The sequence below is a fragment of the Sphingobacterium sp. UBA5670 genome (genome assembly GCF_002420705.1).
Lineage (GTDB): Bacteria > Bacteroidota > Bacteroidia > Sphingobacteriales > Sphingobacteriaceae > Sphingobacterium.
Genome location: NZ_DIIM01000021.1, coordinates 504,581 through 529,019, shown reverse-complemented (window position 1 = coordinate 529,019; position 24,439 = coordinate 504,581). Strand labels below are relative to the sequence as shown.

At 42.4% G+C, this 24,439-nt stretch carries 13 protein-coding genes; 9 read left to right on the top strand and 4 right to left on the bottom strand.

What is annotated here, in order from left to right:
* Positions 1-12: 12 nt before the first annotated feature.
* On the bottom strand, positions 13-990 hold the full coding sequence (locus tag B3C94_RS20270; protein WP_293907113.1) for a hypothetical protein: 978 nt from the start codon (positions 988-990) through the stop codon (positions 13-15).
* A gap of 235 nt (positions 991-1,225) precedes the next feature.
* Between B3C94_RS20270 and B3C94_RS20265 the strand changes: the two genes are divergently transcribed.
* Entirely contained in the window at positions 1,226-2,287 is a 1,062-nt protein-coding gene (locus B3C94_RS20265) for a sensor histidine kinase (RefSeq protein ID WP_293907111.1), read from the top strand.
* A complete protein-coding gene (locus tag B3C94_RS20260; protein WP_293907109.1) occupies positions 2,284-2,997 on the top strand; it encodes a LytR/AlgR family response regulator transcription factor in 714 nt (237 codons plus the stop codon). Before B3C94_RS20265 ends, B3C94_RS20260 begins: the two co-directional genes overlap by 4 nt.
* Before the next feature lie 13 nt (positions 2,998-3,010).
* Here the strand turns inward: B3C94_RS20260 and B3C94_RS20255 are convergent, their stop codons facing one another.
* The gene (locus tag B3C94_RS20255; RefSeq protein ID WP_293907107.1) at positions 3,011-3,250 is read right to left on the bottom strand and encodes a hypothetical protein; all 240 of its coding nucleotides are present in this window, start codon (positions 3,248-3,250) and stop codon (positions 3,011-3,013) included.
* A 418-nt stretch (positions 3,251-3,668) separates the two neighbouring features.
* Between B3C94_RS20255 and B3C94_RS20250 the strand changes: the two genes are divergently transcribed.
* The gene (locus B3C94_RS20250) at positions 3,669-6,122 is read left to right on the top strand and encodes a PIG-L deacetylase family protein (protein WP_293907105.1); all 2,454 of its coding nucleotides are present in this window, start codon (positions 3,669-3,671) and stop codon (positions 6,120-6,122) included.
* A gap of 163 nt (positions 6,123-6,285) precedes the next feature.
* Here the strand turns inward: B3C94_RS20250 and B3C94_RS20245 are convergent, their stop codons facing one another.
* Together B3C94_RS20245 and B3C94_RS20240 are read right to left on the bottom strand one after the other, a co-directional pair.
* Positions 6,286-7,053 (bottom strand): DUF4382 domain-containing protein, encoded by a 768-nt coding sequence (locus B3C94_RS20245; RefSeq protein WP_293907103.1) that lies wholly within the window; start codon positions 7,051-7,053, stop codon positions 6,286-6,288.
* A 134-nt stretch (positions 7,054-7,187) separates the two neighbouring features.
* Positions 7,188-9,479, bottom strand: coding sequence for a family 20 glycosylhydrolase (locus B3C94_RS20240; RefSeq protein ID WP_293907101.1), 2,292 nt, complete (start codon positions 9,477-9,479; stop codon positions 7,188-7,190).
* Between the two features lie 260 nt (positions 9,480-9,739).
* Here B3C94_RS20240 and B3C94_RS20235 point away from each other — a divergent pair, with 260 nt between their 5' ends.
* The 6 genes from B3C94_RS20235 (at position 9,740) to B3C94_RS20210 (ending at position 24,413) form a co-directional block, all read left to right on the top strand.
* Positions 9,740-13,840: a hybrid sensor histidine kinase/response regulator transcription factor gene (locus tag B3C94_RS20235; protein WP_293907099.1), complete on the top strand. Its 4,101-nt coding sequence runs from the start codon at positions 9,740-9,742 to the stop codon at positions 13,838-13,840.
* Between the two features lie 362 nt (positions 13,841-14,202).
* Positions 14,203-17,325: a SusC/RagA family TonB-linked outer membrane protein gene (locus B3C94_RS20230; protein WP_293907097.1), complete on the top strand. Its 3,123-nt coding sequence runs from the start codon at positions 14,203-14,205 to the stop codon at positions 17,323-17,325.
* 1 nt (position 17,326) lies between these two features.
* On the top strand, positions 17,327-19,177 hold the full coding sequence (locus B3C94_RS20225; protein ID WP_293907095.1) for a RagB/SusD family nutrient uptake outer membrane protein: 1,851 nt from the start codon (positions 17,327-17,329) through the stop codon (positions 19,175-19,177).
* 12 nt (positions 19,178-19,189) lie between these two features.
* Positions 19,190-19,867, top strand: coding sequence for a DUF3823 domain-containing protein (locus B3C94_RS20220; protein WP_293907093.1), 678 nt, complete (start codon positions 19,190-19,192; stop codon positions 19,865-19,867).
* A gap of 107 nt (positions 19,868-19,974) precedes the next feature.
* Positions 19,975-21,888, top strand: coding sequence for a family 43 glycosylhydrolase (locus B3C94_RS20215; protein ID WP_293907091.1), 1,914 nt, complete (start codon positions 19,975-19,977; stop codon positions 21,886-21,888).
* A gap of 26 nt (positions 21,889-21,914) precedes the next feature.
* Positions 21,915-24,413, top strand: coding sequence for a sugar-binding domain-containing protein (locus B3C94_RS20210; RefSeq protein ID WP_293907089.1), 2,499 nt, complete (start codon positions 21,915-21,917; stop codon positions 24,411-24,413).
* Positions 24,414-24,439 lie beyond the last annotated feature (26 nt).

Sequence of the window (24,439 nt, the reverse complement as noted above, 5' to 3'; positions counted from 1 at the left end):
GCACTTAATAGTCTATCTTCTTTTCTTAGCAAAGGGGTTGAAAGAAAGTCCTGCATTCATATAAAAAGAGGGACCGGGGCTCGCCTCCCATACATAATCGCGTTGGGGCTTATTTTTTTCAAATATCCGAGCACGAGGAATTGTTTTTACACCCGACTTCAGGGTGGCAATAAAAGATCGTCCCAAATTATGCTCATAAGTCAGACCCGAATTGATTTCCATCTGGCTAAAGGTGTATACTTTGTCGGAGCCCTGGAAATCATGGAGGTAAAAGATTGTACTATTTAGATCTGAACCAATAGAAACCCGTCCATTCCTTAAGATCTCTTTCCGAAGATATGCTCCTTTTGGCAAGATTACATCAAGTATCAGGCCATTGGCATATTGTTGTTTGTAGGCGAAGGTCGGGAAAACAGGAATAATTGCGGCAGGATCTATAAAACCGATAAGACCAACAGCCATTTGAATATCCCGTGTGGCTTTTAGTACCACCGTAGCAGATAGTATCCCATTAATACGTTCGATTGCTTTTTCACTTCCATTAGCGGCGACCGTTGCGGTATAGAATGCTATTTTACCCCATAAGCGTGAATAACGGGTAAGGTTGAGCGATTCGTAGTGATAATGATATTGATGGGTCGAATGTGTTATGGATTGCGTTGTGGGATCTAGACGATTGGAGTTGATGGAAGTGAGCTGATACCCGATATTGGTTCCTAGGTTCCAGGTTCTGCTCTTTAAAAAGTTAATGTTAATACTGCCCCCGGCTTGGTACATGGATTCCACTTTTGTTTTGGGTAAATCATGGCCTTGGTATCTTGATGAGTAGCTGTATCCTGTATTTGATTCATAGGTCAAGTTGAGGACCCGTGTAATCGGAAATTTGTCGGTGACAACAGCCTTGACTTTTTGTTGTACGCTATCTTTAGTCTGTGCGATGGAAGTAGATAATCCGGGCAGCAGCATAAACATGAAAAGTATCTTTTGCATAAATGTGTGATTAAAATCGCTGTAAGAATAAATGAAATTTATAGGCTGGAATTTTTTTTTAGACCAACAGGTCTGGTTATTATACAAAAGCTCCATTCATTGGGACATTGAAAAGGAATACCCAACTTTTGCACACTGCTTTTTGGTATAAAAAAATGAGCCCTTTGTATAAGAGATCCGATAGTTGCGAAGAAAACCCTTATTTTTGCTATTCAGGTTAAAATTATTCTAATGCATGCAAGACTTCAATAATAGCATTGTCTTAAGATACTTTACAGAAAATAAATTCAGGCCATTACGGCATGTGTTTTTTCTGATTGGTTTGTTGTTACTGTTCGCAAATGCTAATTCGAGTTCTCATTTTCAAGGTAGTTATCGGTTTTATTTCTCCATTATCCTTTGGTTTGTATTTGTCTGTATGTTTTACGTCAACATGTATGTGCTTATACCAAAATTTTTCTTTAAAGGGAAATATGAGCTATATATCCTGGCATTAATACTGCTCGTGACCGCCAGTCTACTTGTGGTGATGTACATTGCCAATTACATCTATGCGATCCATATACCAGCTATAAAAAAGCCCGAGTCGGATTCTATGGGGCTGATTGCCGCGTTATTTATCTGTTTGCCCATTATTTTGACGACCACGACATTTAAGCTTTTCAAACGTTGGCTGGAGGATAATAAGCGGATTTCTGAGCTGAAAAACCTGGCTCTGACTACAGAACTTATTTCCTTGAAGAATCAGATTCAGCCGCATTTTTTGTTCAACATGCTCAACAATGTGAAGGCATTGATTCGAAAAGATCCTATTATGGCAACGGAAGTCATCATCAAGTTATCTGACTTCTTGAGGTATCAGCTATACGAAAATAACGATGACAAGACGCTGTTAAAGTCAGAGATCAACTTTATATCCAATTTTCTGAAATTGGAAGAAATCCGTCGAGACAACCTGACTACACATATATCCTGTGGGGCAGAACTGGAAAAGAAGGGCGTATTTTTACCGCCACATCTTTTTACGGCTTTTGTTGAAAATGCCATTAAACACAGTCTCAGCGCCGGAGATGGGCATACTTTCATCAGCATACGTTTTTCGGAGCTGGATCAACAACTTTGTTTTGAATGTGAAAATTCGAAAGATGCCGACAGTCCATTTTCGCAAAGTAAATATAGTGGACTGGGATTGGCCAATGCGAAAAGACGGTTGGATCTCCTATACCGAAACGATTATGAACTTTTGGTATCAACAACTGAGGCGCTCTATAAGGTTAAACTTACTATACCATTATGAATTGCATTATTGTAGATGATGAACCCTTAGCAAGGGAAGAAATGAAAAATCTGATCGAAGAAATTTCATCCATTCAGATTGTCGGCACTTTTTCCAATGCCATATCAGCATTGGAATGTATCAAAACAAACTCGGTGGACCTGCTTTTTTTGGATATCGAGATGCCGACAGTTAATGGCCTTGATTTTGCCCAGTCTCTTCCCGATGATAAATTGGTGATTCTAACAACAGCATATGCGCAGTACGCATTGAAAAGTTATGAATTGGATGCCATAGATTATCTGTTGAAACCTATCAAGAAAGATCGTTTGGCCAAAGCGATTGATAAAGCAATAGCTTATAAAAAATTACTGGCTTTAAAAGAAAATCAAAGTACCGTTGAAAAAGCTAGTGATGATGCGCTTTTTATTAAATCAGATCGGAAATACTATAAGATTGCTTTTACGGATATTCGCTTTATAGAAGCACTTAAAGATTATGTGGTCATTTATACGCGCAACAATAAATTGATTACGGCGATGAACTTGAAAACAATCCATCAGAAACTTCCAGCCGAGCTGTTTGCGCGTACCAGTAAATCTTATCTGATTAATTTGTCGTACATTGATTCTTTCGACAACCATACAGTTTATATCGACAAATTTGAAATTCCGATCGGAGAAATCTATCGGGAATCTTTCTTTAAGCAGTATACCGGAGGACTGCTGTAAGTTATTTGTTGCATTAGGCAACCACAAACCGATCAAGGAAATCAACTTGGATACCGTGACCATGTAGAAAATTTGTCAGATAGTCGATGGAACACTCTTCGGTTTCGACTCTGAAAATAGCATCCTCATCATCGAGATCGACTGTAGCATCCTGAATTTGTGGGAGATGGGTCTTGACCAATTGCATCAAAAAATTTTTCTTGTCTTTCGTCTTTACCGAACTTTTAAAAATCAACACTTGCCTAACTTTCATCACTACTAATTTATATATGTTCAAAATCAATTGCTGTATCTGTTCATCAGAGACATTGTTGCAAATCTAGGTTCTTGGTTATTCCACAAAACCTATATTATACGAAAGCATTTAGTTTTTATACAAAACAAGGTCGGGCAGGCAGCGTGAATTTGACTATCGTTACATTTACCAGTTCAGTGTCAAGAATAGTCGTTTTTAAACGGAATATTAATTGGAAAATCTTTTAGCAAGTTACGAGTTTTATTCTCATAAAGAAGGTTTATTAACACGATTGAATTGATTTTAAGTCTTATTTTTATTGTTAAGATGTTTTTTTTAATGTTTTATATCTATTATAATATATAATCTATCTATTTACTAGATTAATAGAAATTATTCCTATATTTGAGCCGTAGAATTATTTAGTAGGAAGGATATGGCATTGGAATTTTCAACACAGCAGGCGCAGTCACAGCATTTGGATCAGACTTTTTCGTATAAAGAACAAGTAATGATGCGAGCGTTGTGTATGCTCAAAATATCTGATCGTGTTTTATATATCGGTGCCCATCCGGACGATGAAAACAATAAGTTGTTGACCTTTTTGGCGCAACATCAATTGGTCGAAACGGCCTATCTTTCTCTGACACGGGGTGAAGGCGGACAGAATTTTATAGGTACAGAAAAGGGGGTAGATCTAGGGGTACTTCGGGTGCAGGAATCACTTTCGGCACGTAAAATAGAAGGAACAAGACAGTTTTTTACACGCGCTAAGGATTTTGGCTTTGCAAAAACAGTGGATGAAACGTTAGCGCGTTGGGATGAGAACGGTGTGCTGGCAGATATCGTATGGACCATCCGTTATTTTCGTCCCACGGCTATTGTAACGCGATTTTCACCGACTGTCACCGACTTACATGGGCATCATCAAGCCTCAGCAATCTTAACAACAAAAGCATTTGATCTGGCCGCTGATCCAACAGCTTTCAGTGATCAGTTGACTGAACTGGAGCCTTGGCATACTAGGCAATTGTTGTGGAATGTATATCAGCATAGTGGTGTTAAAGATATCGGCGGAGAAGTGCTGCCTTTGCCGGACTATCTTTCTCTGGAAATCCCAGTGACGCATAGATCTTTGGGTTTACATTATGGTGAAATTGCTGCAGAAAGCCGTAACAAGCATCGCTCTCAGGCCATGGGAAGTCTAGTGCAGTATCATCCGAGTATCGAATATTTTGAATCGTTAAAAGGTGAACCGGCCAGTTCAGAGGATGGGAACACTATTTTTACGCAGTCTTCGGCGCAAGATTCTTACGCAATTGTATTCAATCGATTGGTGGATGACCTTATGGCGAAACATGGGGCAGACAGGACAGAGCTTACATTGGAGCTTGCGGCGATTTTATTTTGGATGAAGATTGTTCCCGAAGATCATATTATTCAGCAGAAGCGGGTAGAGGTGGAACGTCTTCTGCTTGATAGTGCGGGTGTCTCCTTGGAAGTAGAGGCATCGGAGGAACTGTGGGTGCCAGGAAAGGAAATTAACATGGTCCTGCATGCACATATTCCAGTGGAGTCCAATCTGCAATTAACGGCAGTGAACGTTCCATTTATTCAAGAAACAGGACAGATAGACTATCCATTGTCAGCATCGAAAGCGATTCATTTAAGTGGTCAGCTTCTTTATACAATTTCACCTTCTTTTCCAACTTGGTTGAGCTCAGATGGTGATGCTCACAATTATGCCCCTGTATCGCCTGCGGATGTTGTATTGACAGATTATGGAACTGAATTGGAAGTTGATCTGGAACTAGAATTTGCAGGCCTGTCAATCGCGGTTAAACGGCCTGTGTTGCATGCCGGTAATCCTGTTGTGGTGGCTCCTCCGGTTACAGCAACTTTTGATTCGGAAATAGTGGTGCTATCTCATGCAGCCAAAAGTTCAGTTTCGCTGGAATTGCAATCGACAGTATCTGAATTGCTACCGATAAGGGTGAGGTTGACTCTTCCTGATGGGCTGAATGCAATTCCGAAGGAAATTAATCTTAATATCGCAGGTAATTCGACTGAAAGACTTTATTTTGAGCTGAGTTCATCTTCTCAACAAGAACAGATTCAAGAGATTGGATTTGAGATTGAGACGATTACCGGTGTATATGCTTTGACATCTAAAAGTATCGTTTATCCGCATGTTGATAAAATAACCTATTTTCCAAAAGGCCTATTACGGGTTTTAAACTTACCGGTGAATATTACAGCACAGAAAGTTGCCTATATCTCGGGGATGAATGATGAACTCGCGGGGAGCTTGCGCCAGCTCGCTGGTCAGCTGGAGGTTATTCCAATTGAGAAAATTGGGGAAGTAGATCTTGTCACTTTTGATGCAGTGGTTCTGGGCATACGCATATACAATACACATCCCTTAATAACGGGATTTCATCAGCTCTTTCATCAATATGTTGAGCAAGGCGGTGTATTGATTACGCAGTATAATACACCGTATGACCTGCATTTGAAGGAGGTTGGGCTTTACCCTTTGGCCGTCTCCCAAGAAAGAATGACTGATACTGAAAGCCACATTTCATTTTTGAATCCGGCCCATCGTATCCTGAATTATCCGAATGCCATCGGGCAGCATGATTTTCAAAATTGGGTGCAGGACCGAGCGCTTTTTCTCCCTCAAAAGTGGACTGCTGATTTCGAGCCGATCCTCCGCGGGCACAATGGAGATAATGGGGATGAAGATGGTTTATTGCTGCTTCGCAAAAATGGAAAGGGTTATTATATCTATACTAGTCTGTCTCTCTTTAGACAGCTGCCGGCAGGGATAGCGGGTGCATATCGCCTTTTTGCCAATATGCTTTCACTTTCATCCATCTCAGATTATTGATCAACCAGTGTTACAGCCGAGATGATCCAAAAATTGATCAATACATTTTTGTGGATAGATTAAAAGACCGCTACGATTAAAATGCCCCAAATAGTGGTTACTAGTTGGGGCATGTCCAATTTTACAATAGGTTACTTATCAGATACTTTAATCCGATGATAAGTTATTGTACAGTAATCACTCCTAAATCTTTCACACTTCCTTTGACGACTTGCACGTCTTCAATGCTTTTGTTGATGTAACCAGCTACCGAAGGTTCGACAACAATTTTGTACGTGCCCTCAGGCATACCAGGAAAGTAAAATTTTCCAGCTGAATTTGCCAAAGTACCCACGGTATCAACTCCATTGATAGCGAATACATTGGCGAGTGAGGCGGCCGGATTAACAGTTCCAGTGATCGCACCCGATGTGGCTACCGGAATAGCACGAATAACGGGTTTAAGAAGATACTGATCATTGCCCGTCTTTACAATCGATTTTGAAGCATCAAAATCCAGGAGAAGCGTGTAGGCTACATCCGGAATTAATTCATCTTGTACTTTGAGTTTAACACCGGAGGATTGTCCACTGGGTGTTTTTAGTGGGTGGACAACGCCATTGACCCAAATTTCATTTCCTGAGTCATTAAGTTTGAGCCGAATTTCTTGGATCATACCAGAAGGAACATCCTGCCCTGCGATGACGGTATCTTTTCCCATTGTATAATTCAAAATATTAAATGGATCGGCGGCGACATCTATCGTTGTGCTGCCCGAAGTAGTTCGGATCTCGATCGCATCGATGTGAAGATTGATGGCGTCATAGTAACCTGGAGCATCCGTAATTTTTACTGTGACAGGTGTTTTTTGTGAGGAAGGACCATCATTTTTGCTGCAGCTGCTCAACAACACTAGGGGCGCTAGAGCAAGGAGAATAAAGTTCTTTTTCATAGTTAGTAACATTATGGTTACAGCTAGTCAAAACTTATGCCAATCTATAAATAAAACAAAGTCCCTAGGCCCAAAAAAATAACCCCAGATGATGTTGACCATACTGGGGTTATCTCTATATATCATAATGATCATTAACCCTTTTTATGGAAAAAGGATTCTTTTGGAATTTCAATCATTTCTGAATCATTGACACTATATTGAAGTTTTAGGGTAAAACCTCCTCCTGCCTCAATAAAATCTACAGCAATTGGATGGTATCCCGCTTCCAAAGCAATTTGCCCGCTTTTCATAATCGGAGCATGCTGCCCGTCATTATTGACAACGAGCTGATCGTGTATCCGTAGAACGCCGCCATCATCACAGGTGAAGTAGAAATTATAGATTCCTTTTTCCTTGACATAGATATACCCTCTTATTTTTGCACCGAATGAAGGCATTTTGATAGTATCGCTTAAGGCGACATTGCTGATTACTTCCCGGCGTACTTCAGGCCCCTTAATGGCAGAAGTGTTGGCAAAAGTTCCGTTGAAAAGTGTTGCCGTAAGCCCTGGAGCCAGGTTGTTTTCATCGGGTTTTACGCTCTTTCTCCAGGTGTCATTTTTAAAATCAACTTGATAAAGTTCGCTTTTTGCACCCGAAGAAGAGATGGTTGCAAAACGAATTGGCCCTTCTTTTTTAACCCCGAGCGAACCGTTCAATACTGGGCTCTGCTGCGTTGGAAGGCTACCATCTGTTGTATAGTGTATTTGATTCTGTGGCAGTTCATTTACAACCTTTAGAACAGATTGTCCGTCAACAATAACCTGTGTTTCGGCGAATCCTGTGAGATCTGGCATACGATAGCGTAAACCCATTTTGTTCCAAAGTCCAAAGTGCGCAATTACTCGATTTCTATAGCTATCATACAGCGGTTTATTGGTCCATACACGTTCCGATAACGCACTTAACCGCGGGAGAATCATAAACTCCAACCGAGCGGTGGAAGGAATCATTTCTGTCCAGATATTCGCTTGAGCACCTTGGATCAACTGTGCTTTTTGACTCGATATATCAGTTGGTATCACACTCATATTGTACACGGCATCAAGGCTGCTGCTATTGGGTAAATAATCAAAATAAAGTGGATTAGTCGGCGTCATTATAACCTGATGACCACGATTTACAGCTTCCATAGGTGCATTTTTTACCCAGCCACGCCAGTACATGACCATCATGCTGGTATCCGAACTACCGTCTAATATTTCATCCCAGCCTATGCTCTGTTTATTTTTTGAACGAATGAAACTGTTCACCCGTTTGACAAAATAACTTTGAAGATCATGTAAGTTTGCTATTTGCTTTTCCTTCATAAAAGCTTGGGCCGCTGCTGACTTTGACCAGGAGTCTTTTTCGACTTCATCTGCTCCGATGTGAATATAATGCGAAGGGAATAAGTCAACAATTTCACCGAGTACGTTCTCCACGAAGGTGTAGCTGCTTTCCTTCCAGGGGCTGATAGGTACAGAAAATTGTTTTCCCCAGCCCGCGGATTGGCTGTCCAATAGAAGTTCAGGATAGGCCTTGGTAGCCACCATCATATGTCCGGGCATGTCTATTTCTGGAATGACTTCTATTTGTCGACTGTCTGCATAGGCAACAATGTCCTTGATATCTTGTTGTGTATAAAAACCACCGTATTCTTCCTTTCCGTTTGTTGTGCGGATCAATTCCTTCGGTAGATTAAAGTCGGGATTCTCTTTGGCTTTCACAAAGCAGGCCGAATCTTGGTTGTTATAGGTACGCCAAGCCCCCTGTTCGGTTAATTTCGGGTATTTCTTGATTTCTATACGCCAGCCTTGATCGTCCGTCAGGTGCAGGTGAAATTTGTTGAATTTGTATGTTGCAAGCAGGTCAATAAATTTATAGATATAATCTTTTGGAAAGAAGTGACGGGCTACATCGAGCTCGACACCACGCCATTTGAAAGCAGGCTGATCTTTGATCGTTACGTAAGGAAGAGCGAGCTGAGCCGTTGTTTCCGAAAGTAGATACAATTGCTGGATCGTCTGCAAACCATAAAACGCCCCCTTTTCTGAAGAAGCAATGATTTGTATACCTTTCTGATCTATCTTCAATTCATACGCCTCATTTAAGAGTCCATTACCCTTGATCAATTGCAGCCTGGCGTTTGTCTTCTTCACGCTTTTCTTGTTCAGTTTCCCGAATAGTGAATGGTTTATCCATCCCGACAGTGACTTAGAAGAAAGTGCTGGATCAATATAATAACCCAATTCTTGACCATTTAGCTGAAAAAGCCCCGGTCTGGTTTCCAGTTGCTGAGGAAACGGAATAAGTTGAGGTAGTACATTTTTCTGTTGTGCAAAATTTAATGTTGGCAGGTACAGGGCACAGGATACAAGTAAGGTTGAGAAGATTTTATTCATAAATGTGTTTTTTGTGATTCACAAGTAGTTTTAGATTTTGCTGCAATATACCAATATTTCAGGTATTGGCCGGTAATTTTAATTGATCTGTATTACGTGAATGATGTGACTTATTTCGCTTGGTATTCTTATAAATGTTTATTTGACATTTATATATTTATTCTTATCTTTAACTTGAAAATAACCTTTATTGAATGGGCCTATGTTGTATTTATACCCTAAATATTTTCATTGTATAATTGTTGCTGTGCTGTACAATTTTGAGAAAAGTTGCAGAGGGATTTGGGCGAGTGATATTCCGCAAAAGATACCATTCAAGCGAGTGGTTCGGTGTTGTTAACTTATTTGGTGGTGGTGGAGCTATGAAAAATTTTCTAATTATCATTGTTTTTTTGGGGCAGTTGGCCCAGGTTTTCGGACAACCCAATCGCGCCCATTTTTTTTCTCTTCAAGATGGTCTGACCAATCAGCAGGTATTGGATATTGTGCACGACGATGACGGATTTATGTGGATAGCCAGCGAGCTGGGATTGAACCGGTATGCAGGAAAGTCTTTTAAATCCTTTTACGCGACAGACAAGCAGGATGGGCTATCGGTCAATAGTAATGAAATCAATACATTGCTTTATGCCGATAAGAAAGTGTATATCGGAACGCGGTCCAATGGCCTGAATGTACTTGACTTACACACAAATACTTTTAGCTATTATACGCATGACGATGCCAATCCGAAATCCATCGCAACAAATGATATTACGGATATGATTGAAGGTAAGGATGGAAAACTGTGGCTAGCGACCTATCATCAAGGTCTACAGCATTTCGATCCAATAACCAAAGAGTTTAATCATTTCAATAAGAAAAACTGTCCCGGACTTCCCGAAAATAGCATCTGGTCTTTAGCCGAGGATCAGAGTAATAGGCTATACATCGGGCATGTTAATGAGGGCTTGACAATTTTGGATCCCGTTCGTCGAACACTGAAACGATTGACTCATCAGAATACATTGGGTAAACTTCCCGATAATGAGATCAAAACGTTGTTTTGTGATCAGGGGGGGAATGTGTGGATTGGAACCCGTAAAGGGCTGGCTGTATACCATCCGGCTTCGGGTAAACTACAGCAGATTCCTTTGACAGGGGTAGCAAAAAATGGCAATGAACCTTTTGTCTACGCAATCAAGGAAATAGGTAGTACCATATGGATAGGGGGCGAGTCATCACAACTATTTTTATTGCAGCCAAAATACACTTATGATAAAGGTTTTGAAGGTGTTCAGCATATACAGCTTTTTGATCTTGGCAAAGGTAATAATACCATGGTTCAACATATAACGCCGGATCAGTTCGGAAATATTTGGTTGGCATTATATGGTGGAGGTGTAGGAGTCTTCTCGCATATGGCTCCTTTTTTTAGTGTTTTTCCTTCAGACAATATATTGCCTGACCGATTGGCAACCGTAAGTAATGTATTAGGTGGTGAAAATCGGGCGATGCGACTGGTCACGGAGGGCTCGGGTATAGTAGAAATGAATTCCGAAGGACAATTGTTACGACAGATTACCCGAAAAAATGGACTGCCCGACGATTTTATTCTTACGACTTTTAAAGACCAACATCAGCATGTCTGGATGGGATTGCGCAAGGGTGGGATTGTTGTCCAATATGCTGGATCGTCCCATTGGCATAGGGTCGATTTAGGTGAGTCGGTGACCGAAGTTCGTGCGATATATGAGGATCATTTGGGGCACATTTGGATTGCTGCCCATCAGGGGCTCTTTATATACGATGGAGTGACACATCATATTCAGAAGCTTCTGATCAATAAGCCTATGCTTGGTGATTACGCACCACGAACGCTTGTAGAAGATGGTCAGCACAATATGTGGGTAGGAACTTATGGGCAAGGACTCTATGTGTATAATTCTGACCGTAAACTGCTTCGTAAGATGGACAATAAGAGTGGATTGCGCAATAATACAATTAATCATTTACTACGAGATAGCGGTAATAATATTTGGATCGCTACAAACCACGGATTGGCCATGCAGGATGCGGGTAAGAAGATTGGTGATCTCGCGGTATTGTTGCCGCCGGGAGGCAACGCTTGGCTGTTTGTCAATGGCCTTGCGGAGGATCAGACCGGAAATATTTGGTGCGCAACCAAATCGGGTATGCTGCGCTATGTTCCTCAAGAAAGACGTTTCCTCCTCTACGACCAATCCTTTGGTTTACCATTGGGAGGCTTTATCAATGGAAGCGTGGGAAAGGATTCAGAAGGACGACTGTATTTTGGGATGCAGGAAGGAATGTGTTATTTCAATCCCACAGATATTCCATCCGATTTACCCACATCGCCAGTAAGCGTGAGCCGATTTATTGTTTTTCGATCGGGCGAATCTAATGCGCAGGTTGATAAATATCCCTCGGCCACAAAAACTATTGCGCTCAATTATGATGAAAATAGTTTTCGCATCGAACTTGCTGTCATGGATTTTGCTTTGGAAGGATTGGTTGAATTTGGGTACCAACTGGAAGGATTCAATAATGAGTGGATTTTTCTGGGCAATGAGACAAACCTCGATTTTCGTAATATTCCCTATGGTGAGCACGAGCTGCTCATTCGTACACGCATGAAAAACGGTCAGTGGTCACAAGAGTACCAACGGCTGCTTATTAAGATCACGCCACCTTTTTATTTAAGCTTACCTGCTAAGGTATTTTATATATTACTCGTACTTCTGATTGGATATGTGATCATTTCCTTTTATTTCAAAAGGATGAAAGCCGAATCGGAACTAAAATTTAAAGAGCGACAACATCTACAGGACGAACAGCTGCATGTCGAGCGGATGAACTTCTATACGCATATCACCCATGAATTACGCACACCTCTAACGTTGATCCTAGGACCGCTTGAGGATCTGTCGCAAGAAAAACAGCTTAATGAGAAACACCGTGCAATGGTTCAGACGGTTCAGAAAAGTGCCAATCGGCTTTTCGCATTGGTCAACCAGCTTTTGGAGTTTCGGAAGGTGGAATCGCAATTTAAACCCTTTGTACCCGAAGCTGGATCCTTGGGGGAAATGCTTGCAGATCTTACGCATAAATATAAAACATTGAATCACAAGCCTGGCCTTCGCGTGTTGTCTGAACTCCCCGGAGAGGATATTCGTACGTTGTTTGATGCAGAAATCGTGCAATTGATTGTAGACAATTTATTGTCGAATGCTTATAAATACACGGCATCGGGCTATATTAAACTAAACTTGCGCTACGAAGGTACAGATTTAAATCACTGGGCCGTATTGTCTGTAGAAGATACTGGGCCTGGTATTGCCGAAGAAGATATTGAGCGGATTTTTGAAAAGTATTATCAGATTCCAGGAACAGGTACGCAAGGAACGGGTATTGGCCTCGCATTGGTCAAGGAACTTGTTGCAATACATCATGGAAAGGTGGAGGTGAGCAGTACTTTAGGGCTAGGCACCACATTTACGGTCAAGCTAAAAGTCAATCAAGTTGTCGCACAGGAAAGCGAACCGCCCACAGCTTCGCAACGTCCCTTGATTTTATTGGTCGAGGATGATTCAGAGCTTCGTGGATATCTTGGAAGTACCCTGCAAAGACATTATGATGTCGTGCTCGCTGAAAATGGAGCCGCGGGCTATAAAATGGCGATGGCACGGATACCTGATCTGGTGATCAGTGATATCATGATGCCTGATATGGATGGCTTTCAGCTTGTACAGCAGCTAAAACAAGAACGCAGTACAAGTCATATTCCGTTATTACTATTGACAGCGAAAAACACCGATGCAGACCGACAACGGGGCTATGATCTGGGCATAGACTCCTATCTGATCAAGCCCGTTACAGCGGCCTTGCTTTTCAAACGAATCGACAACCTCCTGAGCCGGCAGAAACAGATCAATGAATTGATTTTGGAAAGTTTAAACACCAAATCATCTTATTCAGACGCCGATACTGAGCAAAAACCTCGTGAGGAGCTGTGGCGAGAAAATGAATTTGTTCAGGATTTTATGCAGATTGTGGAGCAGCATATGCAGGATGAGGTATTGGATGCTGCTGCCCTCGCTGATCGAATGAATATGAGTCAGTCTACCTTATACCGCAAGTTGAAGGGTATCACAGGTAAAAATATCAATCAGCTGGTCCGCAAGATACGTATCCATAAGGCCGCGGATCTGCTTCGGACGGGGAAATATAATGTGACTGAAGTATCGTTTATGGTCGGAATCAATAGTGCAATTTATTTTCGGCAGTGCTTTAAGGAAGAGTTTGGCCAGCTACCTTCCGAATACCAGCGGTCCGACAACAAAGTCCGGGTAGCGTATTAAAAGAATACACATAAGATATTTATGCCCCTGTTATTTCTCCATGGACAGGGGCATATTTATTTGCATTAATCAACCTTTCACGGCAGTCCGATAAAAGTAAGATCAGCTTTTTGAAAATAGAAAATAGGCTTTTTTTTTTATTGTAAAAGCTGTTTTTGACTAAAAATTATATGTTTTTTGACGGATTTGTGTACGATGGAATGCTGTAAAATCGGCTAAGTTTGAAGTATTAATCCAATTATAAAATCTAGATAGGGGTGGCAACGATGCAAAAGAAATAACCAAAGTCGACCGTAGTTTACCATCATATTGTCTTGTCCAGCTAGATTGTATTATTTACTGTTTAATTCGTATTGAAATTTATGAAAAACTTAAAGATTGCTTCTTTTTACACCATGTTGAGCGTGATGCCAACATTGCTGTATGCGCAGGAGAAGGTTACGGGACAAGTTTTCAACAAAGCAAACGAGCCTATCGTTGGCGCGAGTGTACTCATCCTGGAAGGGGGGAAGGGGACCTCATCAGACAAATCGGGGAAATTTGAGCTGAATGCTAGCAAAGGAACGCTCGTCGTGTCATTTGTTGGGTATAAAACTCGTCGAGTTCCGTTAGATGGAACAACAAATTTAAAAATCCAGCTCGAGGCAGATGAAAATGTATTGGAGGATGTCGTCGTTGTGGGCTATGGTAAACAGTCTAAACGTAATATTACAGGGGCGGTAAGCAATATCAAATCAGAGGATATTGTACGGTCATCATCGACGACGACTGCTGGGGCTTTGGCAGGGAAGGTGCAGGGGATCTCCGTGCGTGCCAAAGATGCGCGTCCCGGTCGTGGTGCAGCGATCGAAATCCGCAATATGGGCTCGCCATTATATGTAATTGATGGGGTTGCTTATGGAGGTCAGGAAGGTACTGACTGGGTTGGTACACAGAATGGCTCTGGAGCAGATATCTTTAATTCGCTGAATCTCGAAGATATTGAGAGTATCTCTATTCTGAAAGATGCCGCAGCGGCAGTATATGGATTCCGTGCTTCCAGAGGTGTTGTATTGATTACCACCAAAAAAGGCGCAAAGGGAGAAAGTGCAAAAATCAATATTAATGGCTACCAAGGCTGGCAAAATTTGACACGTTTTCCGACCATGGCAAACGCGAAACAATACACGCTTGGATTGGTGGAGGCTGCGCAGAATGAAAACCGCGATCCGAGGACGGTTTATACGCCTGAAGAATTGGCTAAATGGCAGGCTGGAACAGAACCTGGCTACCAAGGTTATGATTATTATGATATGGTGATCCGTAAGAATATTCCACAGCGATACATCAATGCGAATGTCACCGGTGGAAATGAAAAATCCAATTACTTCCTGTCGTTGGGCCACCTTAATCAGGATGCAATGATCAAGGACTTCAATTATAAGCGAACCAATTTTCAGGCCAATATGGAAGCTGAGGTACTCAAAGGACTTACTGTCGGTACGCAGATTTCAGGAAGACATGAGGGCACACAGGATGTTGGCTTACCAGGTGGGGATGGATACTTCTCGTCTATTTTGGCCATTATGAAAAATAGACCGACTGTAGGGCCCTATGCAAATGACAATCCAGCGTATATCAATCATACCAATGATTTTCCCTATAACCCAGCTCTCTTTAGTCGCGATATCGCCGGCTATAAAGACAATAAATACCTTGCTGGAAATGTGAATCTCTTTGCGGCCTATAAGACAAATTTTGGGTTGTCGGCAAAAGGAACTGTTTCTTACAATTATACCAACAATAAATTTGAAGGCTTCCAATATACCTATGATGTATATCGGTACGAAAATAATGCCTATAAGCGTACTGGTGGAAGTGATGCTGGCTGGCGTTACGATACCACGAGGGAGATTGTTTCTCGCTTTGCACAGTTCCAAATCGACTACAACAAGCAGATCGGCGATCACACTTTTGCGGGAATGATAGGTTATGAGCGTTCGGATTGGGACCGTACCTTGAAGGCATTGGGGGCAAATCCTTCAAACAATTATATTCCGTTGTTAAGACTGTCGGAGCTCAATAGTTTGGCCGATGAATGGGCTTACGAGGCTCGGGCTGGATATATTGGCCGTATCAATTACAACTACAAGGGCAAGTATCTTCTGGAGGTACTGGGCCGTTATGATGGGTCCTTTAAATATTATGAAGGTAAACGCTGGGGATTGTTTCCAGGAGCATCGGTAGGTTGGCGTATTTCGGATGAAGGATTCTTTAAACCCTTAAAATCTGTGGTTAGTGACCTTAAAATCCGTGGTTCGATCGGACAAACAGGACTTGAAGAGGGTGTGGGAATGCATGATTACCTTGCCGGATATAATTGGGCGGCTGGAAGTGCTGTCTTAGACGGAGCCTATGTGCCCGGGGTACAGCCTAGAGGTTTACCAGTTCGCAACCTCTCCTGGGTTAAAAACACCAATTATAACATGGGTATCGATGCGACACTGCTGAAAAATAAGCTGACATTGACGGCCGATATCTTTAAAATTATCCGTACTGGATATCCTGGCAAACGATACGATGTCCTATTACCAGCTGAAATCGGTTATGACCTTCCCAATGAAAACCTCGGTAAGAATGGCTATTATGGAGCCGAAGGTATCATTACCTATACCGATAAGGTCGGTGAGCTTAACTACGTTGTCAGTGGGAATATGACTTTTTCACGTTATCGTGATCTAGAAACCTATAAGCCTCGTTTCAGTAATTCGTGGAATGAATACCGTAACTCGATTGAAGACCGCTGGGGCGGTGTATGGTGGGGGTATCAGGTGGTCGGAAGATTCCAGTCGGAAGAAGAGATCCGCAACCATCCGATCAATAATGATGGTCAGAACAACAGAACACAGCTCCCTGGTGATTTGATTTACAAAGATGTAAACGGTGATGGGGTTATCAATGATATGGATCAGCGTCCGATCGGTTATCCGACGGGTTGGGCACCGATGATGAGTTTTGGTGGTCGGATAGGACTTGACTGGAAGGGAATCAACTTAAATATTGATCTAGCCGGTGGTGCAGTGCAATCTTGGTTTCAGGATTATGAATTACGTAATGCCTTTCATGGCGGGGGTAATTCTCCAGCCTACCTACTTGAAGATAGGTGGCATCGCAAAGACCCTTATGATCCAAATAGCGAATGGATTCCGGGACGCTATCCGGCGATTCGTAACGGCAACTCGGGCCCAAATAGTAAAAATAGTGATTTTTGGTTGACCAATGTACGTTACCTCCGTGTCCGCAACCTGGAAGTTGGATACAATTTACCAAAAGCATGGATCCAAAAGATAAAGGCCGAAAAAATACGGTTCTATATCAACGCTTCAAATTTGATATCCTTTGACAATGTCAAAGACTACCAGATTGATCCTGAGATCGAAGCCAGAGCTGCAGTAGTATATCCACAGCAAAGGGTATTTATGGTTGGATTTAATATGACTTTTTAACATGAAACTACGATTTAAACTTACCTATATAGGAGTTGCTTTATTGACCTTGTCCACGTTGAGCAGCTGCAATCACGACGACTGGTTTGACCGGGATTCAAAGTCGTTGATCACCGATGCGCAGCTTTGGAACGATCCGAAGCTGTTGACCTCACTCGTCGCCAATTATTACGATAGAATGCCAACGCTACATGGTGTTTTTAATACAGGAGGAATGACTGAGTTGGACGATGCGATGTGGTCTGGACATCGCGATCAAAATTGGCGCAATGATTATCAATTTGGCGACGATTACGGTCGCTATTGGGACTATGGGCTTATTCGGGACCTGAACCTTTCCCTAGAAAACATCGATCAGTTCAGTACACAATTGTCTGATGCACAACGCAAGCAGTATAAAGCCGAATTACGCTTCATCCGCGCTTTCGTTTACTTCGAACTCGTCAAACGCATGGGTGGGGTTCCGATTGTCACTACACAACTTCTCTATGACTTTAGCGGCGATCCAACACCATTGCAGGTGGCGCGGGCCAAGGAGTATGAAGTCTACGATTTTATTTACAAAGAACTGGAAGAGATCAAGGAAGATCTAGCCGTCTATAATGCCAGTAAGACCAGGGCCAACAAGTATACAGCTTTAGCGTTGGAAAGTCGGGCAATGCTTTATGCGGCATCCATTGCTAAATATAATAATCTAATGGCCTCACCGATAACGACAGCAGGTGGAGAAGTGGGGATTCCTGCCAATATGGCTACGGGGTATTATACCAAGTCGCTGGCTGCTTCCAAGGAAATTATGAATGGTCCCTATGTGCTTTACAATGAGAATGCGGACAAAGGCGCCAATTTTTACGATATGCTCAATAAGAAAACTGGTGCTGAGGTCATCTTTGCAAAGGATTTTGTAACGAGTCTGAAAGTTCACCGCTTTGCTTATGACAATATTGTCAGAAGTCTGACCGAAGACAATGAGTCGTCATCGACGATTTCACCGTCCTTGAGCCTCGTGGAAAGTTTTGATTACTTAGATGGTAGCAAAGGTACACTACATGATAAAAACAGCGCAGGAAATTACGTAGCCTATCAAAATATCAATGATATTTTTGCGAATAAAGATGCCCGATTGTTTGGTACAGTGATTTATCCGGGAACTTCATTCCGGGGACGTGCAGTGAGTATTCAAGCTGGAGTAGCAACTTGGGGGGCGAATGGAGCTTACCAGTTTACGGCGGCACCACAATTGGGACAAAATTATGCGAGTGGCGGTTTGTGGACCGGCTTTGATGGACCGTTGTATGATGCGCAGGACGTTAGTAATACTGGTTTCTATATTCGGAAATTTGTCAGTGATGCACCGGCAGCCAGTACACGCGGTACATCCGCAGCTAACTGGTGGCCGTGGTTTCGTCTTGGTGAAATTTATCTCAATGCGACAGAAGCTGCATTTGAGCTGGGGCAAACTGTCGACGCAAGAACTTATGTCAATAAATTACGGGAAAGAGCAGGATTTCCGGCCAATAGCGTTAGTAACCTAACGATGGATATCATCCGCAATGAGCGCCGTGTCGAACTTGCCTTCGAAGATCATCGTTATTATGATCTTAAAAGATGGCGTATTGCACATTTGGTGTGGGACGGATCTGAAAATGATCCCAACGCTGTTGTATATGGACTATATGCCTATCGCGTCGTGCGTCCAGGGCATGCCGATGACGGTAAGTATATCTATGAACGGGTGAGACCTGCGCGTTTCAGAAAGGCACGCTTTTTCCGTATGGCCAACTATTATGCGTCCATTAGTCAGGATGTAATTAATAAAAATCCTAAGATAGTTAGAAATCCATTCCATTAATCTACTTGTACCATGAATATAAAATTTTTAAGCTTATTAGTAGCTTTTGCAAGTCTACTCGTTGTAGGTTGTGAATATGATAATTTTGAAGCCCCAAAATCAACGCTTTCGGGACGTGTTGTTTATGAAGGAAAGGCGATTGGCGTTCGGAATAATGGTCCTCAATTGGAACTGTGGCAGGATGGGTATCCGCTTCGCTCAGCAATACCCATATATTTTGACCAAGACGGCTCTTTTTCTGTCAGTCTTTTTGATGGCGAATACAAATTAGTGCGTAAAGGAGATTCACCATGGCTACAACAGGCGACCGATACGGTTTTGGTGCAAGTGAAGGGCAATACGACAATTGATGTGCCTGTAACACCATATTTCACCGTTACAAACGAGTCTTTTCAAAAAAATAATAACAGTATTACTGCTAACTTTACGGTTAACAGGATAGTAGGTACGGCAAATTTGGAGTTTGTGCGTCTTTACCTCGGCAAATCTATCTTAACAGATCAGGTACAACGCGAGCTACGGGTAGATGCCAACTTGGCTAACGTTGCTTTTGGTCAACCGACGAGCATCGTAGGAGAGTTGCCGGACAATTTGAAAAACCTCGATTATGTGTTTGCCCGAATAGGGGTGAAGGCTACTGTATCCGGAGAGTACTACTATACGGCAGTTCAAAAAATAGCTTTAAAATAGGTGGTAACAGCAAGTAAAATTGTCGCATTACGAAGCCGCGGGATCATATCCCGTGGCTTTTAGAGGTAAAAAAATGGTCTAATGCTTATTTATTCTAATAAACCTTCATGAAAAAAAACAAAATTTCAATCTTAGTTACCTTATTTTTAATACATGCTACATGCGGTGTTTTTGCTCAGACTTATCGCAGCGGACCTACGGACAAAGATTTCGCAGGTTATTTATTTGCCTATTTCAAAGGTAATGCTGTCGCCGATGAGGCGGTTTGTTTTGCGATCAGCACAGATGGCTATACCTACAGAGCCTTGAATGAAAACCAGCCTATCCTGGATTCGAAGGTGATCAGCAAGACTGGCGGTGTACGGGATCCCCATATTCTCCGTGGCGAAGATGGCAAAACATTTTATATGGTGCTCACCGACATGACCTCCTCCAAAGGCTGGGATTCTAATCGGGGTTTGATCCTGCTAAAAACCGAAGACCTTGTGCATTGGTCTCATCAGGCAATCGATATTCAGCAGCGTTTCAAAGGTCAGGAAACGTTAAAAAGAGTATGGGCACCACAGACTATATATGACCCTTCGGTCGGTAAATACATGATGTACTGGTCCATGCAGCACGGAAATGGTCCGGATATCATCTACTATGCTTATGCTAACAAGGAGTTTACGGATTTTGAAACCGAACCTAAAGTGCTGTTTCTTCCCAAAAATGGCAAATCTTGTATCGACGGCGATATTATTGCCAAGAATGGCTTGTTCTACCTTTTTTACAAAACCGAAGGACATGGCAATGGTATTAAGCTGGCGATAACAGATTCGCTGACTTCGGGAAAATGGATTGAACAGCCGGGCTATAAACAGCAAACCAAGGATGCGGTAGAGGGATCCAGTGTTTTCAAACTCAATCAATCGAATAAATACATTCTTATGTATGATGTCTATGGGAAAGGAAAGTATCAATTTTGTACCTCCGAAGACCTCGATCAGTTTAAAGTAATCGACCATCAGATTGACATGGATTTCCATCCGCGTCATGGGACCATCATTCCTATTTCAAGGCAAGAACTTTTGGATTTGACTTCCAAATGGGGGAAGCCAAAAGATGTAGAATTTTCATTCAGAAAGAATCCGGTATTGGATGGTTATTATGCCGATCCGGATGTTCTTTATTCCAATAAAACAAAAAAATACTATATCTATCCGACGAGTGATGGCTTTGACGGTTGGGGCGGCTATTATTTTAAAACCTTTTCTTCCACAGATTTAAGTCATTGGAAAGATGAAGGTGTGATTTTGGATCTGAAAAAAGATGTTGCTTGGGGACCTCGAAATGCGTGGGCACCTACCATTACGGAAAAGAAAATCAAGAACGATTATAAGTACTATTATTATTTTACAGCGGCCCAAAAGATTGGTGTTGCGGTGGCCGATTTGCCAACGGGTCCCTTCAGGGATTCGGGGAAGCCACTGATAGATTTCAAACCTGAAGGTGTAAAAAGAGGACAAGAGATTGATCCAGCAGTTTTTAATGATCCGAAATCTGGAAAAAGCTATTTGTATTGGGGGAATGGCTACCTGGCTGTTGCTGAACTCAATAAAGATATGATCTCGATTAAAAAAAATACAATCAAGATGTTGACACCCGATAAGACTTTCCGGGAAGGCGCCTATGTCGTCTATCGAAAAGGCCTTTATTATTTCTTTTGGTCGGAAGACGATACCCGAAGTGAAAATTATCGCGTACGTTATGGAACCGCTACTTCTCCAGATGGACCGATCACTGTTCCAGAAAATAATTTAGTCTTGCAAAAAGACCCTGCTAAAGGCATTTATGGCACAGGACATAATTCTATTTTGCAGATTCCAGGTAAAGACGAATGGTATATTGTATACCATCGTTTTAATTATCCCAAAGGTATCGATATGGGCGATGCTGCGGGATTTAATCGAGAGGTATGCATGGACCGGTTGTATTTTGATGATCAGGGCCATGTATTGCCTGTCATTCCTACACACTAATTACTAAATCTAAAGAACGAAGTGCAATGAAAAAAATAATGAAAGCTTTGGCAGTTTTAGCTGCATCGGCGTATATAGGTATCCATAGCTTATATGCACAGCCCGGATTTGGCACCGCCGAACGAGTGAATTCGGATTGGCGTTTCCATTTGGGCGATATCGGGGGAGCAGCAGGTGCTGAAAAGAATCACGTCGGCTGGCAGCAGGTTAGTTTGCCCCATGATTGGGGTGTGAAATATCCCCTAAGCCCAACGCTTGCGAGTGCCACAGGCTTTTTACCCGGTGGCATTGGCTGGTACCAAAAAAAGCTGGCTATACCTGCGGAAGATCAGGGTAAAAAGATCTTTTTATATTTCGAGGGTGTTTATAACCGAAGCGAAGTTTTTATCAATGGTAAATCTGTTGGAAAGCGGCCCAATGGCTACATTTCCTTTTCCTACGATATCACACCATACATTGAGTTTGGGAAGGAAAATACCATCGCTGTTAAGGTCGACCACAGTAAAAGTGCAGATTCAAGATGGTATACAGGTTCGGGAATCTATCGCGATGTATGGCTTGTAAGGGCTAATGCGCTGCATATTGACCAATGGGGAGTGTATGCCTATCCAGAACTAAAGCAAGAAAAAGGAATTTTAAATACAGAAGTCGTTCTTGTCAACAGTACACAGGTTGCTGCCCCGATTAGGGTGGAGCAAGAGCTGCTCGATCCAATGGGAAAGGTTGTTGCTAAAAAGTTTCAGAAAGTTCAAGTGGGGGCTGCTGATAAGGCATCGGTACAGCAACAATTAACGGTATCGAATCCAAGATTATGGAGTTTGGAACAGCCTGTACAGTATACCTTGCGGACAATTGTTACCCAAAATGGTAAGCAGATTGATCAGTCAGAGGTGAAAACAGGCTTTAGGACTTTTACATTCGACCCGAATAAGGGTTTTGCTTTAAACAAGGTATGGATGAAAGTCAAAGGTGTCTGCCTGCATCATGATGCAGGGGTGCTCGGTTCTGAAATGTATACCGAAGTATGGCGCCGTAGACTGTTGACTTTAAAATCCTTGGGCGTCAATGCGATACGTACCAGCCATAATCCGCAAGCATCTTCACTTTATACCCTATGTGACGAGCTTGGTCTTTTGGTAATGGATGAAGCCTTTGACGAATGGGAGTTTCCCAAAAGAAAATGGTTACAGGGATGGAATGTTGGTACACCGGGATTTGAGGGATCATACGATTTTTTTGAATCCTGGGGAGAGCAAGATCTGGCAGATATGGTCAAGCGGGATCGCAATCACCTGTCGATTTTTGCATGGAGCATAGGTAACGAAGTTGATTATCCAAATGACCCTTATTCACATCCTGTCCTTAACGGCGAGAAGAAGGAGGGGGGCTTTACGCAGGCATCGTATGGCGGTTATAAAAAGGATGCACCAGATGCGATGCGATTAGGTGATATTGCTAAACGTTTGGTTGCGGTTGTGAAAAAATATGATAAAAGTAGGGCTGTTACAGCAGGGCTTGCTGGTGTGGCAATGTCTAACGAAACAGCCTATCCAGGAGCACTCGATATTGCCGGCTACAATTATACCGAAAGTCGGTATCAACAGGATCATCAGCGCTACCCGGAGCGCGTAATTTTCGGAAGCGAGAACCGGCACGATTTTCCAGCATGGCTCGCCGTACGCGACAACAATCATATTTTTGGGCAGTTTTTGTGGACAGGTATTGACTATCTCGGTGAGTCAGGTCGTTGGCCTTCGCGAGGATTTTATTCGGGACTGTTAGACTTTGCAGGATTTATTAAACCAAGGGGATACTATCGTCAATCCCTCTGGGCCGACAAACCGATGGCTTACTTAGGAACCTATCCATTGAAGGGGGGAGCCGCAGTTACTGATGTCTGGTCGGCATTGGAATCTGAGCAGGGACAGCGAAAAAACGAAGCGCCCTCCATGGATGCCTGGCCTATCTGGAACTATCAGGCCGGCCAGCAAATCCGCGTGGTATGTTATACAAATAGTGTCGCCGCACGATTGGAACTAAATGGACAGGTCGTCGGGCAGGAGAAAAAGTACGATCAAAAGACCGGTATTATCTTTTGGGATATTCCTTATGCCATGGGTAAACTGGAGGTTATTGGCTTAGCTACCAATGGAAAAGAAATTGTTAGAGAGTCCATTCAATCTAGCCAAAGACCAAGTACTATAGAAGCCGTCATTTTGGGGAATCAGCAAGTAAAATCCGGCGATGTGCTGCAGATTGCTTTGAAGATACTGGATGAGAAGGGGCTTCCCGTCATCCTTTCGGAAGATGAGATCACTTGCGACGTCGTCGGAAACGCACGTTTGCTCGGAATGGAAGCCGGAAATAATGCCGATATGGGTGACTATACAGACAATAAACAACGCGTTTATCATGGAAAAATGATCGTCTATTTCCAAGCGCTTGGTCAGTCTGGAGAAAATATAGCGATACGTTTTAGTTCGCCATGGTTAAAAACAGCAACATTAGAACGCCAAATAAAATAGTCGGACAGATTTGACATGGGCAAAAA